At 60.1% G+C, this 15,098-nt stretch carries 11 protein-coding genes and 1 pseudogene; 11 read left to right on the plus strand and 1 reads right to left on the minus strand.

What is annotated here, in order from left to right:
• Positions 1 to 11: 11 nt before the first annotated feature.
• The 11 genes and pseudogenes from RZ517_RS18055 to RZ517_RS18105 all read left to right on the plus strand — a co-directional run bounded on the left by RZ517_RS18055 (position 12) and on the right by RZ517_RS18105 (position 11,286).
• Entirely contained in the window at positions 12 to 1,994 is a 1,983-nt protein-coding gene (locus tag RZ517_RS18055; RefSeq protein ID WP_338551291.1) for a ParB/RepB/Spo0J family partition protein, read from the plus strand.
• A 72-nt stretch (positions 1,995 to 2,066) separates the two neighbouring features.
• Positions 2,067 to 2,660 (plus strand): regulator, encoded by a 594-nt coding sequence (locus tag RZ517_RS18060; protein WP_338551292.1) that lies wholly within the window; start codon positions 2,067 to 2,069, stop codon positions 2,658 to 2,660.
• Positions 2,660 to 3,316, plus strand: coding sequence for a DUF6927 domain-containing protein (locus tag RZ517_RS18065; RefSeq protein WP_338551293.1), 657 nt, complete (start codon positions 2,660 to 2,662; stop codon positions 3,314 to 3,316). The genes RZ517_RS18060 and RZ517_RS18065 overlap by 1 nt, the downstream gene beginning before the upstream one ends.
• 104 nt (positions 3,317 to 3,420) lie before the next feature.
• Complete coding sequence (locus tag RZ517_RS18070) at positions 3,421 to 3,720, plus strand: type II toxin-antitoxin system RelB/DinJ family antitoxin (RefSeq protein WP_044353023.1); 300 nt, start codon at positions 3,421 to 3,423, stop codon at positions 3,718 to 3,720.
• Positions 3,707 to 3,982 carry a type II toxin-antitoxin system mRNA interferase toxin, RelE/StbE family gene (locus tag RZ517_RS18075; RefSeq protein ID WP_081824934.1) on the plus strand — a complete coding sequence of 92 codons (276 nt, stop codon included), beginning with the start codon at positions 3,707 to 3,709 and terminating at the stop codon, positions 3,980 to 3,982. The genes RZ517_RS18070 and RZ517_RS18075 overlap by 14 nt, the downstream gene beginning before the upstream one ends.
• Before the next feature lie 106 nt (positions 3,983 to 4,088).
• Positions 4,089 to 8,351 (plus strand): strawberry notch family protein, encoded by a 4,263-nt coding sequence (locus RZ517_RS18080; protein WP_338551294.1) that lies wholly within the window; start codon positions 4,089 to 4,091, stop codon positions 8,349 to 8,351.
• A 121-nt stretch (positions 8,352 to 8,472) separates the two neighbouring features.
• Entirely contained in the window at positions 8,473 to 8,859 is a 387-nt protein-coding gene (locus RZ517_RS18085) for a DUF6878 family protein (protein ID WP_071974125.1), read from the plus strand.
• A 1-nt stretch (position 8,860) separates the two neighbouring features.
• Entirely contained in the window at positions 8,861 to 9,322 is a 462-nt protein-coding gene (locus tag RZ517_RS18090) for a DUF6915 family protein (protein WP_055296428.1), read from the plus strand.
• Between the two features lie 100 nt (positions 9,323 to 9,422).
• Positions 9,423 to 9,726: pseudogene (locus RZ517_RS18095) on the plus strand (hypothetical protein).
• A gap of 124 nt (positions 9,727 to 9,850) precedes the next feature.
• Positions 9,851 to 10,579, plus strand: a complete 729-nt coding sequence (locus RZ517_RS18100; protein ID WP_338551296.1) for a DUF736 family protein — start codon at positions 9,851 to 9,853, stop codon at positions 10,577 to 10,579.
• Positions 10,580 to 10,734: 155 nt separating this feature from the next.
• Complete coding sequence (locus RZ517_RS18105) at positions 10,735 to 11,286, plus strand: hypothetical protein (protein WP_338551297.1); 552 nt, start codon at positions 10,735 to 10,737, stop codon at positions 11,284 to 11,286.
• A 41-nt stretch (positions 11,287 to 11,327) separates the two neighbouring features.
• Here RZ517_RS18105 and RZ517_RS18110 read toward each other — a convergent pair whose 3' ends face one another.
• Positions 11,328 to 14,933, minus strand: a complete 3,606-nt coding sequence (locus RZ517_RS18110) for an ATP-binding protein (RefSeq protein ID WP_338551298.1) — start codon at positions 14,931 to 14,933, stop codon at positions 11,328 to 11,330.
• Positions 14,934 to 15,098: the final 165 nt, after the last annotated feature.

Here is a 15,098-nt window from a genome sequence, read left to right on the forward strand (position 1 = left end):
AAGGATATCCCATGACTACAAGCTTTGCCCCTCTCACCGTCGCCATCGGCGATCTGGTCCCGCATCCCGCTAATGTGCGCAGCAACGCGCCGGAAACCTATGACCCCGAGAACATCGCGCATCTGAAGGCCAGCATCGCTGTGCTGGGCCTGCTCCAGCCGCTCTTGGTTCAGAAGATCGACGGCAAATATGCCGTACTCGCAGGCGGTCGACGCCATGCCGCGCTGAAGGAACTGGTTGCCGACAAAGCCGCCAAGGGCTTCACGGCGAAGACCAAGATCGAGTGCCGCCTTGTCCCTGAGGAGTGCGACCTCACCACGGCTCTGTCGCTTGCCGAAAACATCACGCAAGCGCCGATGAACGCCATTGACGAATTCGAGGCCTTTGCGCGGATGATGGAGGTCGACGGCCAGACGCCTGAGACGATCGCAAAGACCTTCGGCACCACGGTGGTCGCCGTGAAAGGCCGGTTGCGCTATGGCTTGATCCACCCAGACATCCGCGCCGCAGCCCGGGCGAAGGTTATCACGCTCGACACAATGAAGGCCTTTGCCGAGCACCCGGGCCAGGAGGTGCAGCGCGAGGTCTATGAGGCGCTGACCAAGGAAGACAGCTACCTGCAGGCCTACACGGTCCGTCAGGCGCTCAAATCCCGCGGGGTGCAGGTCAGCGATGATATCGGGGCTTTCGTGCGCGCGGACTACGAGGCCCGCGGCGGCGCCGTCGCGGCTGACCTTCTGGAAGAGCATTCCGTGCTGGAGGATGCAGCGCTGGTCGAAACCATCGTGCTCGAGAAGCTCGGTGCCGCCGCCGAAGAGGCCCGCATAAAGCTGGGCTTTGCCTGGGCCGATGCGATGGTGCGCTATGATTACGCGACCATGGTCGACTACGGCCGCGTCTATCCCGGCCCGATCGAGCCGGATGATGCTGCCCGGAAGCGCATCGATGAGATTACCGCCGAGCTTGAGAAATTGCAGCTCGAGATGGAGGATGAGGGGCTCGAGGACGGTGCCTACAACGCGCTTTACGACCGCGTGGATGCCTTGGAAGAGGAAGCCCGCGACCTGCAGGAGGCCTACAGCGCCGAGGATCTTGCCCGTGCAGGCGTGGTCGCGTCCTGGTCGAGTGGTCAGGTGACGCTCCATGTGGGTCTCGTCCGCCCGGAAGACACCGTCAAAGAGGAGGGCGCGCGCGGCTCCTCGGCAAGCCCGACCGCGGAGGAGGCCCCGGACGCCGGCGAAATCACCTACCCAGCCTCACTGGCTGAGGACCTCAAGACCGAGCGAGCCATGGCGCTTGGGGCTGCGATGGCGCTGCATCCGGAAGCCACGCTCGATCTGACGCTCTTCAAGCTGGTCAGTGACGTCCTTGGCGCCGGCATGAGTGCCACGCAGGCGATCAAAGTCGACGCCCGCAAGGAATACCGCAGCCACGCCAAGATGGATGAGATCGACGAGACCTCGCTCGAGCAGGTCGCGGCGGCGCATGATATACTTGACCTCTCGTGGCTCGATGACACCCGGTCCCCTGCCGATCAGTTCGCGGCGTTCCGCGCGCTGGAGGCAGGCGAGAAGGCCAAGCTCGTCGCCTATGCGACGGCAAGCACGACGCAATCCTGCTTCGCGCGGGACCGGCAGCGTGACAGCCTGATGCATGACTTCGAGATCGAGATCATGCCCGACATTCGCGCCCACTGGACGCCGAATGCGGCGCTCTTCAATCGTTTCAAGAAGGCCTGGCTCCTGAAGATCCTCGGCGAGGATCTGGGCCTGGCCCAAGAGGCGGTGACGCTGGCCTCGTCGAGCAAGAAGGAGATCGTCGCCTTCTGCGACAAGCTTTTCGCCGAGCCCTTCGCCACGCTCACGGACGCGCAGCGCGCTGCCGTGGCCGCCTGGTGCCCGCCTATGATGCAGACCGCGGGTGGCGCCTACGATGAGGCGGAGCCCACTGCGGAAACCCTGGAGCCTGACAGCGAGGTCGCGCAAGCGGCCTGAGTCCTCACGCGACCCGCGCGAGGCATTCCCTGCGCGGGTCGACCCCTCCAAACCGAACAGAAAGACATCCCCATGGCTATTCTCAAATTCTCTGCCTCCGCTGTTGCGGCGCAGATCGCCCATGCGCGCGCCTGCAAGACCTTCCTGCCCAACTGGAACGGACCCGTGGACAGGCCCGCCCTGATCCTGATCGTCGGCAATGGTGTGCATCTGCGCTCGAACGGTATCGATGGCACGACCACCCGCATCGTCACCACCGAACAGGCCGATCCCTCCTTCGCCTTCGCCGACGGCATGAACCCGTTTCGGGATACAGACTGGATGGCGCAGCGCCGCATGGCGTTTCGCGATCTGACCGGCCAGTTCTACACCGACATCCTCGACGATGTGCAGGTGCTCATCGACCGGGGGCAGGGGGCCATCCGGCTCGCCACCGATGGCCACAGCATTCGCGTCTTCGTGCGCCGGGCGTCCGACTTCCTCATCGGTGGAACCTACGAGGTGCCCTCGGGTCTTGGCGGCACCTTCCGGGTCATCCTCAAGGATGCCTGCGACACCTTCGCGATCGTACAGAACTGCGGCAATTGCGAGGATTTCGACGCCATGCAGCCCTATCGCGTGCCTCTCGATGCGCTGATGGAAATCGATGACCGGAGGGCGGCGTAGTGGGTTGGCTGTTTTACACCGACCGCCGCATCCAGACCCACGCGGATGAGAAAGCGGAGATTGCCCGGCTCTGCACCTTTGAGGGCGACACGCGCAAAACCGAACTGGTCAAGGCCTGTAAGGTTGGCTCCACCTGGTATGCAGCGGCTAGGGTTACCAATCGCGACGGCACCCCTGTCGAGGACGCGACCTATGTCACCGATCCTGACGGCTCGATCACCTTCGGTGCTGTCTTCCTCACCCGTTACGACGATGGGTGTTGGGGCTACAAGGACATGGAAGAAAGTGCGGGACCGGTCGAATCCCGCGCGCCACTGAGCCTGTTGGCCCTCCTGTCCGACCTGAAAGACCCTGACAGCTACGCCCGGGACTGGCGCCAGCGCTGTCGGGATTGGGCTGCGATCCCGGACTACGAGGAAGGCGACAAGATCAAGCTCGCAGCGCCTGTGACGCTCACCGACGGCAGCACCTGCCAGATCGTCACTGCGACGCACTACAAGCGGGGGCGGCAAAAACGCCGCTGCTACCGCATCGAGGAAACCGGCGGGCTCGTCCGCCTGTCGAAGGCCTCGCTTGCGGGCTCGGAGCTGCTCAGCGCCGCAAAGGGCGAGGCCAGTCCTGTGCTGGCGGAGTTCCTGGCGAGGCATGGTGGCTGAGTTTCCCGCTGAAACAACACCACGGGACCACGCGCGCACATACTGCCGACTTGAAATCGTATCTCAAATGAGATACACCGCTCCCATCAACTGGAGGACCATCCATGCCTGCCCAAACATCCATGCTTCATGTCCGTGTTGACGATCAGCTGAAAGCACAGGCTTCGGACGCACTTGCGGGCGTCGGTCTGACGCTCTCCGACGCGGTGCGTATTCTTCTGACCCGCGTGGCCGCAGAAGGCGGCTTGCCTGCCGGATTGACCGCTGATCCGGATGCCTATGACGCCTGGTTCCGGGCGAAGGTACAGGAAGCGCTGGACGATCCAAGGCCCACAACGCCCCATGCCAAGGCGATGCAAGACGCCCAGGCATTGATTGACGGGAAGCGCCTTGCCAAATCTTGAATGGAAAGCAACGGCCATAGCCGACTTGCTGGCAATCATTGACTACATTTCTGACGACAACCCGGATGCCGCCCAAGTTCTCAAAGATGAGATTGAACACAAGACGTCCCTCCTTCCAGAACACCCTCAGATGTACCGCGCGGGCCGTGTGGACGGGACTAGGGAGATGGTTGTTCGGCCGAACTACATCGTGGTTTATGCTGAAAGCCCTGAGATGGTGACCATTTTGCGCGTTCTTCATGCCGCGCAGCAGTGGCCATGATCGGGGTGCAGGCCCCCCACTAAGAAATTGCCCGCTACACGCCTTCAAAGGGTAGAGCGGGCTTTTTGTCCTTTGGAACTCAGACCCTGATCCAAAGGAAATCCCCATGACCAAGCCCAAACCGGCAAATCCGGCTCTCTCAATCTCCGACGCTAACCTCGCCTCTGCCATCGCGCAGATCGGCACGGAGATCGACCACCAACCCCTGCGCAGCTCAACGCTCGCGCGGATTATGCGCGAGACGCTTCATGGCAGCGATGCCGGCGGTGCCTGGGACTGGCGCATGGCATATGACCTGATGCAGGCCGCGGCCATCCAGGTGCTGCTGCGTGGGGACGGTGCAGCAGGTGACATCGCCGCTGCAAAGCTCGTTGCCTCGCGGCTCCTGACGGAAACGCGCCGGTCAGAGCAGCAGATCCGGCTACAGCAATTTTCCACGCCGCTGGCATTCGCGGCTCTGACGGTGCGGGCCGCGGCGATCCGCAAGGGCGAGACCGTACTGGAGCCCTCGGCGGGCACCGGCGCTCTCGCTGCGTTCGCCGCACGGGCTGGTGCCACGCTTTTGCTCAACGAGATCGACCCCTTTCGCCAGCGCCTTTTGCGCGCGGTTTTCGGCGGCGATGTGACGGGCCATGACGGTGAGCATATCGACGATCTGCTGCAGACGCCGATCCTGCCGGACGTCGTGGTGATGAACCCGCCCTTTGCCTCCTCGGTCGACCGATCCCGCGACAAGCACATCGCCGCCAAGCATCTCATTGCAGTCGCGAAGCGCCTGGCACCCGGTGGGCGGCTGGTGGCGATCATGCCGCTGGGGTTCACGCCCGAACGCGATGCCGCGCATTGGTCCCGCGCTTGCGGTCTCCTGACGCCGCGCTTGGCCCTCACGATGTCCGGACAGGTCTACCGCAAGCTCGGCACCTCTGTGGAAACCCAGCTGATGGTCTTCGACAAGGTGCAGGAGGACGGCGAGATGATCCGCGCCAGCGTCAGGGACTTGGATGAAGCCCTTCCTTTTGTCGACGCCGTTGCCGCAACCCGGCCCGAGGCGCGTCCCGTACAACAGGCGGCGAAAAACCCTCATGCGCGATCGGTCGGTCCAGTACCTGTCACGCGCAAGCGCCCAGTTGCCAGAGTTGCGGCGTCCAACGCTCAGACCAACGCCGCCATACCGCTCACTTTCACAAGCCTTGAGGCTCCGCGCGACAACACGCCCGTCTCGGACATCTATGCGAGCTACCGTCCGCAGCGGATCGAGTTCCCGGGTGCGCAGGAACATCCCACGCCGCTGGTCGAGAGCATCGCCATGGCTTCCGTGGCCCCGCCGGTGCCCTCAGGCGCGGCCAGTGTGGAATTGCGCCTGCCTGCCAGGCTGATCGAGGATGGGCATCTCTCCGAGGCTCAGCTCGAGACCATCATCATGGCGCATGATGCCCATGGGCGCGACCTACCAGGACGGTTTACGATTGATGACGACCAAACCAAGCTGACGCGCGCTGATGATGATCCAGACGCACGTGCCTATCGCCTTGGGTATTTCCTCGGCGACGGCACCGGTTGCGGCAAGGGCCGCGAATGCGCGGGGCTCATTCTCGTGAACTGGCTTTCCGGGCGCAGGAAGGCGATCTGGGTCTCCAAATCCGCCACGCTCATCGAGGACGCGATCCGCGACTGGACCGATCTTGGCGGCTCGCCAGCAGACATCCAGCCACTCTCCAGATGGAAACCGGACCAGCCCGTCCCGATGGGCGATGGTATCCTCTTCGTGACCTACGCCACGCTGCGCTCGGCGGGCAAATGCGGCACCACGCGGCTCAGCCAGATCTTTGAGTGGATGGGCGAAGACTTTGAAGGCGTTTTTGCCTTCGATGAGGCCCATGCCATGCAGAATGCTGCGGGATTCGAGCAGGGCAGGGGGGCCAAACCCTCGCAGCAGGGCCTTGCTGGCCTGCGGCTGCAACTGGCAGCACCCCGCGCTCGCGTCTTCTACATCTCGGCCACGGGCGCCACGAGCGTGCACAACCTCGCCTATGCCGCGCGTCTCGGTCTCTGGGGGCAAGGGCCCGAATACCCCTTCCCGAGCCGCGAGAGCTTCGTCTCGGCCATGGAGGCGGGCGGTGTCGCTGCCATGGAGGTGGTCGCCCGCGATCTCAAGACGCTTGGCCTCTACACGGCGCGCGCCCTCAGCTTCGATGGCGTGGAATATGATGTGCTCGAACACGCGCTAACCGCGGCGCAGATCGAGATCTACGACGCATACGCGGGTGCGTTTCGGACGATCCACCACAATCTCGAGGCGGCGCTGACAGCCACGGGCGTCAACAATGCCTTTGGCGAGACCAATGCCTCGGCCGCACGCGCCTCGGCCAAGTCCCGCTTCGAGAGCACGAAGCAGCGCTTCTTCAACCATCTCCTGATGGGCATGAAAGCCCCGACCATCATCCGCGCCATCAAGGACGATCTGGCGGCGGGCAACGCCTGCGTCATCCAGGTGGTTTCGACAGGCGAGAGCCTGCTGAAACGCCGGCTTGAAACGATGGACCTGGAAGACGAGCTCGTCGAGGGTGCCTTGACGCCGCGCGACTACGTCCTGGGATACCTCGAACAGGCCTTCCCGATCCATGCGCAAAAGCTTGTCGAGATCGACGGCAACATGGTGGCTGAACCCTTGCGCGACGCCAATGGCGCGCTGGTTGTCTCCCGCGAAGCGCTTGCCCTGCGCGATGCGGCCATGATGGAGTTGATGACGCTGGCCCCGATCCCTTCGGCGCTGGATCAGATCCTCTGGGCCTTTGGCGACGATGCCGTGGCCGAAGTGACAGGAAGGTCGATCCGACCTCTGAAGGCGGACGATGGCCACCTCTTCATCGAGAAACGCGCCGCCAGCAGCAATTCATCCGAGACCCAAGCCTTCATGGACGGCGAGAAGGATATCCTGATCTTCTCGGATGCGGGTGGCACGGGCCGCTCCTATCATGCGGCGCAAACGGCAAAGAACCAGAAACGGCGCCGGCACTACCTCTTGGAGCCAGGCTGGCGCGCGGATGCGGCCATCCAGGGGCTGGGCCGCACGCATCGCTCGGCTCAGGTCAGCACGCCCTTCTTTCGCGTTTGCACCTCCGATGTGCATGGCGAGAAGCGTTTCACGTCGACTATAGCCAAACGCCTCGACCAGCTGGGGGCCTTGACCAAGGGTCAGCGCGAGACCGGCTCGCAGGGCATGTTCCGCGAGGAGGACAATCTCGAAAGCCCGATCGCGCGGGCCGCACTACGTGGGTATTTCGCCGATCTTGCCGCCGGGCGCGCTGAGGCGATGAGCTACGAGAGCTTCACCGACTGGACAGCCCTGCGGCTGATCGACAAGGACGGGGTGCTCCTTGAGGAGTTTCCCCCGATCCAGCGGTTTCTCAACCGGGTGCTTGCCCTTCCCATCCACATGCAGAACGCGCTCTTTGCCGAGTTCATGCGCCGGATCGCCGATCAGACGGAACGGGCGCGCGCGGCGGGCACGCTCGATCTCGGCGTGGAAACCCTGCGCGGCGAAAAGATCGAACAGGTCTCCACAGAGGATCTCTGGACCTGCCCGAAATCCGGCGCCGTGACGCGGATCATCGGGCTCGAGGTGACGGACCCGGTCCATGTCCTGGACGCTGAAGAGGCCATATCTCGCAATCTGGACAAGACCACGATGGTGAATCGCGCCTCCGGCCGCGCGGCACTCATTTCGGCCCACCCCATGCAGATGTATGACGAGGATATCGTGACGCTGATGCGCAAGGCGGTGAGGCCAAACGGGTCGAGCTATCTCGAGGAGACGCGGTTCGAGTCCTCGGCCTGGGAAGACATCGGAAGGCCCGAGTTTGCAGGGCTTTGGGATGCCGAGGCTGCTGCCCTTCCCAAGACCACCACGACCAAACTCTACCTGCTGACCGGGCTGCTGTTGCCGATCTGGAAAGACATTCCGACCACGAATGAACGCATCTACCGGGTCACGCCCGACGGGGCGACGGCCATGATCGGGCGCACGTTGAGCGAGGAAGGGGCCGCCGCGCTGCGCGCCCGCTTCCTCGTCTCCAATCCGCAAACGCCGCAGGAGATGCTGACCGCCGCCCTCGGCACCACCGCGCCGGTCGATCTGGGCCGGGGTCTCACCCTGACCCGTCGCCGGGTCGCAGGCGAGATGCGTCTCGAGCTCTCTGGTGCGGATCGGGGCATGATCGAAGGCCTCAAGGCCCTCGGCTGCTTCACCGAGATCATCGCCTTCCAACTGCGGGTGTTCCTGCCGCATGGGGACGGGATCGACACAGGCAGCATTCTGGCCCGGATCGTGGGGCAGGAAGCCGCCATGACGTCAGAACAAGCCGCCTGAAAAGTCAAAGCGGGCTTTGGGTCGGGCGTCGCGGATCGGGATTTGGCCGGTCTGCGCTTTCCGGGCGCGCGCTGACCAATGCCACGCCCGGCCCCCCAATTGCAGACAAGAGGACAGACCCATGACCAATCCCCAGATCGATTATGCCGCGATGGCGGCTCAGTGGCGCGCGGAGCGCGAAACCACCTTGAAGGCGACCCGAGCGGAGCTGCTCGCGCAACTACGTGCGCTTGGCATCAGCGGGGTCACTGCCGAATACGAAGGTTATGGCGACTCCGGCAATGTCGAGGATGTGACGGTGCAGCCTGCAGAGGTCCAACTGCCGGAGGTGCTTGCCACAGAGGTTGGCGATTTCGCCTGGTCGCTCGCCTATCATCATCACCCGGGGTTTGAAAACAACGAGGGCGGCTACGGCACGCTGACCTGGGACATAGCACTAGACAGCATCACCCTCGATCATGCCGACCGCTATGTCGAATGCTCGCACAGCTATGACGAGGGGCTGTGAGATGGCCCATCCGCTTCATCATGCTGAAAGCTCGGCCCGGAAATTCGGCGGAGTGCCGTCTGACTATCAGTCCATACATGACTGGTTCGATGCCTCGAAAGAGCACCTCGCGCTCTTCACGCACCGAGCCATGCGCCACCACGCTCAAGGCCTGTTCGAGGCGGAACGGGTTTTCGGCCTGACCCTGACCAATAGCGCGGGTCGGGACATACCCGTGCGCTGGATCGGCGAGCAGCATGTCCGCGAAGACTGTCAGGGCCGTATCCCGAGCATGGCGGACTGGCTGCGACGGATACAGCCCGAGCCATGGATGGCCAATGGCCACATCGACCGGCATTCCGGCTCCGAGCCCTGTGGCGACCCAAGGGTTGCCTGGGCCTCCGAGGTCGCCGCCGGAAGAACGGTTCTTGGTCTGAAGGATTGGATGGCGGCGCACGCGACGCAAGCCACGCATGTTGCCTGACAGCACTCGGCCGTTTGCCAAACGAATACTGCATGGAAGCCCGGTCGGACGATCGGGCTTCTTGCGTCGTTTCCCCACCATTCTTCGTAAGGAGGATCGCATGACACTCGATGAAATCAAGGCGGCCGTTGATGCCGGCCAGACCGTGCATTGGGCCAATACCGGCTACGTCGTCCACAAGGACCGGCTCGGTCAGTACCTCATCACCTATGTGCCGAATGGTAGCTGCATCGGTCTGACCGACCGGGGCGGGCACCGGTTGAACGGAAAAGAAACGGAGTTTTTCGTCGCGCAACCGAAGGACGCCGCAGAAAATCCAAGCAGCCAATCAAGACCAGACGGGCAGGGGAGGGGCGTAGCACCCGGAGGCGCCGGGGGCCTTCCCACTCGGACGGCAGCTCTGACCCGTGGGCGGGGCTGAAAGGAAAGCAAGCTTTCTGATTTGTGATCCCTCAAGGGGTCGAGAAAGCAACCCCGGATGCGCTGGCAAGGACGTCAGACACCGGCCAATCCAAAAGGAACCATCCCATGTTCGCAGGAACCCTCACCCGCAATGTCGAGACCGCAGCCGCTCAGTACACCGGCATGATCCACTCGACGCGCTTTGACATCGCCATCCAGTTGGAGGCGCGGGCCAAGATGTCCGAGCGCAGCCCGGATTTTGACGTGACGGCAGTCAACAAGACAGGCCGCAAGGTGCGCATCGGCACGGCCTGGAACGAGACCGGTAATACCAGCGGCAACCCCTACATCTCGATGCAGATTGATGTCGGCTTGGGCCCGTTCCGGGTCAATGCGGTGCAGACGAAAGAGGCGCGTGCGGCCCAAAGCGGGGCGTTCGAGATCATCCCGCTGGTCTCGAACGGCCTGATGAAATCCGGCTCGCTCTCGGGCGAGCTCACCGCCATGGACGCCGACAACGCCTTCACGGGCTACATCGCCAACATGATGTTCGATCTGGAGTTCATGCTGATCGAGAACAGCTACAGATCCGAGGAGACCCACCCCGATTACCGCATCGAGGTCAGCTCGCCCCGGGGCACACCGATCCGCGTCGGCTCGGCCTGGATGGCCAAAAGCAGCCGCACGGGTAATGACTACCTTTCGTTGCTGATCAACACGCCCGATGGCGATCTGCGCGTCAACGCCGTGCAGAACGAAGAACAGCGCGGCGGGCAGACCTTCTCGATCATCCCGTTCATCGACAGCGGTGAGCAGCCGCAGGACGCAGGCGCGGGGCTCTCCTTGGTCGCCTAATCGGCGCGCAGGGGGAGACGATCTGAACCGAAAGGGGAGCCGTGGGATCACGGTTCCCCTTTTTCCATGCACGTTTGCGTGAAGGACGCCACCCGCTTGCGATCAGGTGCAAATGCGATACAATAATATATTAACGTAATATAGAGGGCGGGCGCGTGGCGGCTAGATCAGGGACGGTTCCATGGTTCGAGAGCTTTAATGTTGAGGCAGAGGTTGAAGATCTCCTCGCCCATATCGAGCGCTGCACCGGATTCGCGCTGCCCGCCCGAAAACGTGAAGTCATCATGACCCATGCAAGGGCAAAGCTCGACAGGACAAGGCAGGCATATCTGGAGGCCAAGGCGGTGGGAAAGCCGGTGTCCACATCGCGGCGTGCGTATCTGACCGACCTGCAGGACACGATCTTCATGGCGATCCCGGAGGAGAACCTCGCGCTGATGCCGCTAAGCGAACAGGTCCTGAACGACCCTTCATTTTACGCGGACGCTATGCACAGTGCCGCTGCGATCAGCAGGGATGAGCTTTTCATGGCGCTGTCCTCTTCGCTGAAAGACATGACAGTCCAAGACGCCCGCGCGTTCGTCTCGAAGCTTTGGCACGGCACGATTGACGACAATGCCCGCAAATACGCCGAAGCCCTGAAGCGCTCCGAGCGTGAAATCATGCCCCTGCGGCCGGGGAACACCTCAGCCCACGTTCGTTCGTAATCACGCGATTACGGAAAAAGTCAAAGGAATGGGCCAACACCTTATGACCGATATAGATTAACCATGATATCGTTTGACCAGAACGGTGTTCCTACCGAAGAGATGATGTTGCGCTCATCCAGCCACCTAACAAGTTCGCTGTTTTCATTCGTTCTCTTGAGAGTAGGACGAGCATATCCGGTTTGGATTTTCGAATATGGGTAAGAAAGCTGTCCCAAGACCTCACGAACTTCATTCGTATCGAGTGTTTCATGGAGGAGATTGAGCAACTGGACCTGAGTGCCGATTGGCTTGGTATTCACGACAACTGCCTTGACGATCTCAGGTGTGAGTGCAGGCAGCGCGCCATTTGCCCGCAAAAGGATTGGCCCGACAATGCCAGCGCGCTCTGGAAGGCTGGGAAGACCGCTCAAGTCCATTAAACCAATGAGCGCCCGCTTTTCATCGTCCGAGATATCGGTAGCAAGCAATCTCTCGCGGAAGCTATCGTCAATCGAATACGAGCTGGGGTCGCGAAGATAGGAGGCGATGTTCTGAGCGACGAATGCCGTTTGAAGATCAGCCTCGCCGTCAAGCGTGGCCAGATTCTCTGCGTTAAAGGTGACGCGTCGCTCTTCGATGAGTATTCGGCGTTTGTCGGCGCTTACTGCATTGGGAAATGCCTTGAATTCCTTTGGAAGCGCCCGGATATAATCACGATAGACGCTATCGGCGAGACCTTCTGCATCGATGAGGAACTGACGAAGAGGGAGTGCTTCTTTTGGTTCTGGAACTGGAGTTTTCAGGAGAGCGGTACGGACCTCATCATCGCCAAGGAAGGCGATGAGAGCGTCACCCTCGAAATTTTCAGACTGGATGAAGGCGAGACAGTTGGACCAAGTAGGAGCGATCTGTGTCCCACGGAACACCAGGGGCTGATAACGCTCGGGTATTTCTTCCAGTGTGGGTAGAAGCTTGGTTTGTCGTAGGACGAACGCTTCGACATCGTTGGCATCGAGCTCATCGTGTAACATCACGGCCAATATCGCTTCGATATCCTCCTCATCGTCCTCGTTCATCTCCAACAGCACATTCGTGAAGTACGCTGAAAGATCGCTTTCCACCCGGATGAGGAGCGGTTCGGCTCCGGAGTTTCGAACCCTCGAGTAATGTCGCTTACGCAAGTCTGGGCCAGTTTCTTCTCCGAGGATAGAGCCGAAGATGTAGTCAAAGTTAGCAGCGTTCAGGCGGTAATGACCGAACTCGTACAGTTTGCGCGCAACGTTCGGATATTCATCGATGGCAGCAAGATCCTTCGTTTCGATCCGCAACTCTTCAAGCTTGCTCGGGTCCATCCCCTCTAACAGGTCGAGAAGATCCCGGAGATTGTTGGCGGCAAACGCTCGCAGCTCGGGGTGCTCCTCGCGTTCCCGGGCCAGCATGGCTGGCGAAAGATGCTCGATGAGGCGTGAAATATGCAAAATTGCCGAGGAATCCTCAATTGCCGCGGGTACGAAACCGCGCCAAGCGTCAATGAAGTGCCTCATGAACTCGCCAATGTGCAATCCCGTCGTATAGTAGGCCTCGAAGAACTCCTGCTGATTTGGAAACTCATTTGAAAGATATGCAAAAACCTTTTCTAGTAGGTTCTTATGCTCCCCGCTCACCAAGAGCGCGTCGACGAGTCGGACGTTCAGCGCATAATCAAGGCCAAAATCGTCCTCCCTCATTCCAGCGATAACTTCATTCGGGTTGTCGATCGGAAATAGGGGCTCAGGTGTATGGAAAGCCCTTATCTGAATCAGGAACTTGTTGTCGTTCGGTGAAAGCCGTCCAGTGTGGAACAAGGAGGTATACTGGTAGTAGCTATCATCGAGATGGCCCTCCAGGAGCAGGAACCGAGCCAGTTCGCCGCCCTCGCCGATATTTTCGAAAAGGTTCTCGATTTCTAACGCGCTTGAGCGCAGCAAAGCGTTAAACTTGCTCGTTCGAATAGTCTTGATCTCGCTTTTCAGAACGGAGATTCGCCGATGCGCAGCCTTCTTTTGTGCGTCTGCTTTCTGTTCGATGCTTCGCACCCGTTCGGCATAGCTTTCATTGGGGTCGACTTTCTCTTCTAAGCTAGAATTATTGTGCTGAGAGCGATAATTATTGATCTGACGGCAGTGCAAGTTCGGAGTTGCAATAATTTGTTCGAAATCTGCATGCTCGGACAAACTATTAGGCGCAATGCTCTCTTGTGCGGTTCTGCCTACGCCAATGGTATTCGCCGGTAGCGTTTCGAGGAGCGCCATCGCATAAATGCGGTTGAGCTCGCGCCGATCCTTCGGAATTTGCTGTTCAGCCGCCGCGATATCGCGTTCGAGGTCGGCAATCTCGGAACGATAGCCTCGTTCAAGAGTGGCGATGATCTCGTCTTTACGCCCCAAAATTCCGGCGAGATGCCCTTCGCCGCGGTGGAGCTGTTCGAAATCCCTAGGATAGACATTCTTATAAATCAGCACTGCAAGAAGCTTCGTGGCGTCGAGCACGTTCTCGCCATCGGTTTCCAAGTTTGCGACGTAAATCGCATACTCATTGAAAATGTTATGGATCAGCCGGAGGTCGCTGAGGTAGCGAGACACCTCTCGCAGGAATTGCTGATCTAGCCTTCCGTCCAGTTCGAGTCGCTCACCCTGCGCGAGCACCATGTCAATCGAGTTTGAGCTGTTAATAATCGGAATGACGGGGATGATGAATTCGAAGAACTTGGTCCGGTCAGTGTTGACAAACATGTCGTCGCGCAGTGCGTAGAGGAATCTGACTTGGCGTTTCACGCCTACATTGCTGTTCACGAGACTGTTGATCTCGCGAAGCGTGACGAAAATGTCGGAATCCTCGAAGCGATCGAGATCTTCCACGATTACGAGATCGTAGCGCGTAGATTGGAAGAAGTAGACGATTTCATCCAGGTGACGATTGAGGATTGAGTCTTGGTCTTCCGAAGACGGCCGCATCTCGATGTCCTTCAGCGAAATGCTCTTAAGGGACACACCGAAGCTGGCGACGTAAAAGTGATGTATCACAGACCAAAGAAAGATTAGCGCAAAAACGGCTAAGGAGATATTGAACCAGTTCGTGAGATCGAAGGGTTCGAAATACGACCCTTCAAAGATATCTACGCGATTGTAGAACGCATGCCAAAGAGTGAGTAGTCCGGAAAGAATGTAGAAGGATCGAAAGATCGACCAAAATCCCGGTGATTGGATACGTTTAAAGCGCGAGAGGGGCAGTTTGTTTGAATCTGCGCCATATAGAAGTTGTTGGAGGATACTTCGCTCAATTTCCTGTTTGGTCACTGTGCGTCGCTCATCACCTGCTTCCGGTAAGAAGGCGGCGAGAGAGATATGCAGGGCTTTTCGGGGATAGGATTTCAGAAAAGTTCGGATGATGCTGCTCTTGCCGGAGCCGTAGGGCCCGGTGAGCGCGATGTTTGACACGTCCGGACTGTCGGTGGCGAACTTCAATGCAGCCGAATATACCCCTCCTTGGTCAGCCTCGTCGGTTGGGGCGAGGTCGACGAATTTTGCTGGCCCTACGGGGGCAGCGGTTCTAAAGCGCAATGCTTCCGCAATTTTGACGAGCTTGCCGAATATCCAATGGCTGATTTTAGTAAGGTTGGATTTCATAACGGGTTGTCTACCATGTTCCAAGCTTTGTCCCATCCGCGCGTAGAACGTAGACGACCACGCGCTCTCGGGGCCAAATGTTTGCTGTGATGCCGAATTCTGACTTGTCGCAGACAGCCTTCTCTTGTGGTTCGAAATAGCCTTTTGCCACAACCGAAGCAAACG

The organism is Roseovarius sp. S88 (assembly GCF_037023735.1).
Taxonomy (GTDB): Bacteria; Pseudomonadota; Alphaproteobacteria; order Rhodobacterales; family Rhodobacteraceae; genus Roseovarius; species Roseovarius phycicola.

Coding starts and splice junctions, on each gene's coding strand:
- RZ517_RS18100 (WP_338551296.1), top strand. CDS start 9,851: ATGTTCGCAGGAACCCTCACCCGCAATGTCGAGACCGCAGCCGCTCAG.
- RZ517_RS18085 (WP_071974125.1), top strand. CDS start 8,473: ATGACCAATCCCCAGATCGATTATGCCGCGATGGCGGCTCAGTGGCGC.
- RZ517_RS18055 (WP_338551291.1), top strand. CDS start 12: ATGACTACAAGCTTTGCCCCTCTCACCGTCGCCATCGGCGATCTGGTC.
- RZ517_RS18090 (WP_055296428.1), top strand. CDS start 8,861: ATGGCCCATCCGCTTCATCATGCTGAAAGCTCGGCCCGGAAATTCGGC.
- RZ517_RS18110 (WP_338551298.1), bottom strand. CDS start 14,933: ATGAAATCCAACCTTACTAAAATCAGCCATTGGATATTCGGCAAGCTC.
- RZ517_RS18060 (WP_338551292.1), top strand. CDS start 2,067: ATGGCTATTCTCAAATTCTCTGCCTCCGCTGTTGCGGCGCAGATCGCC.
- RZ517_RS18070 (WP_044353023.1), top strand. CDS start 3,421: ATGCCTGCCCAAACATCCATGCTTCATGTCCGTGTTGACGATCAGCTG.
- RZ517_RS18080 (WP_338551294.1), top strand. CDS start 4,089: ATGACCAAGCCCAAACCGGCAAATCCGGCTCTCTCAATCTCCGACGCT.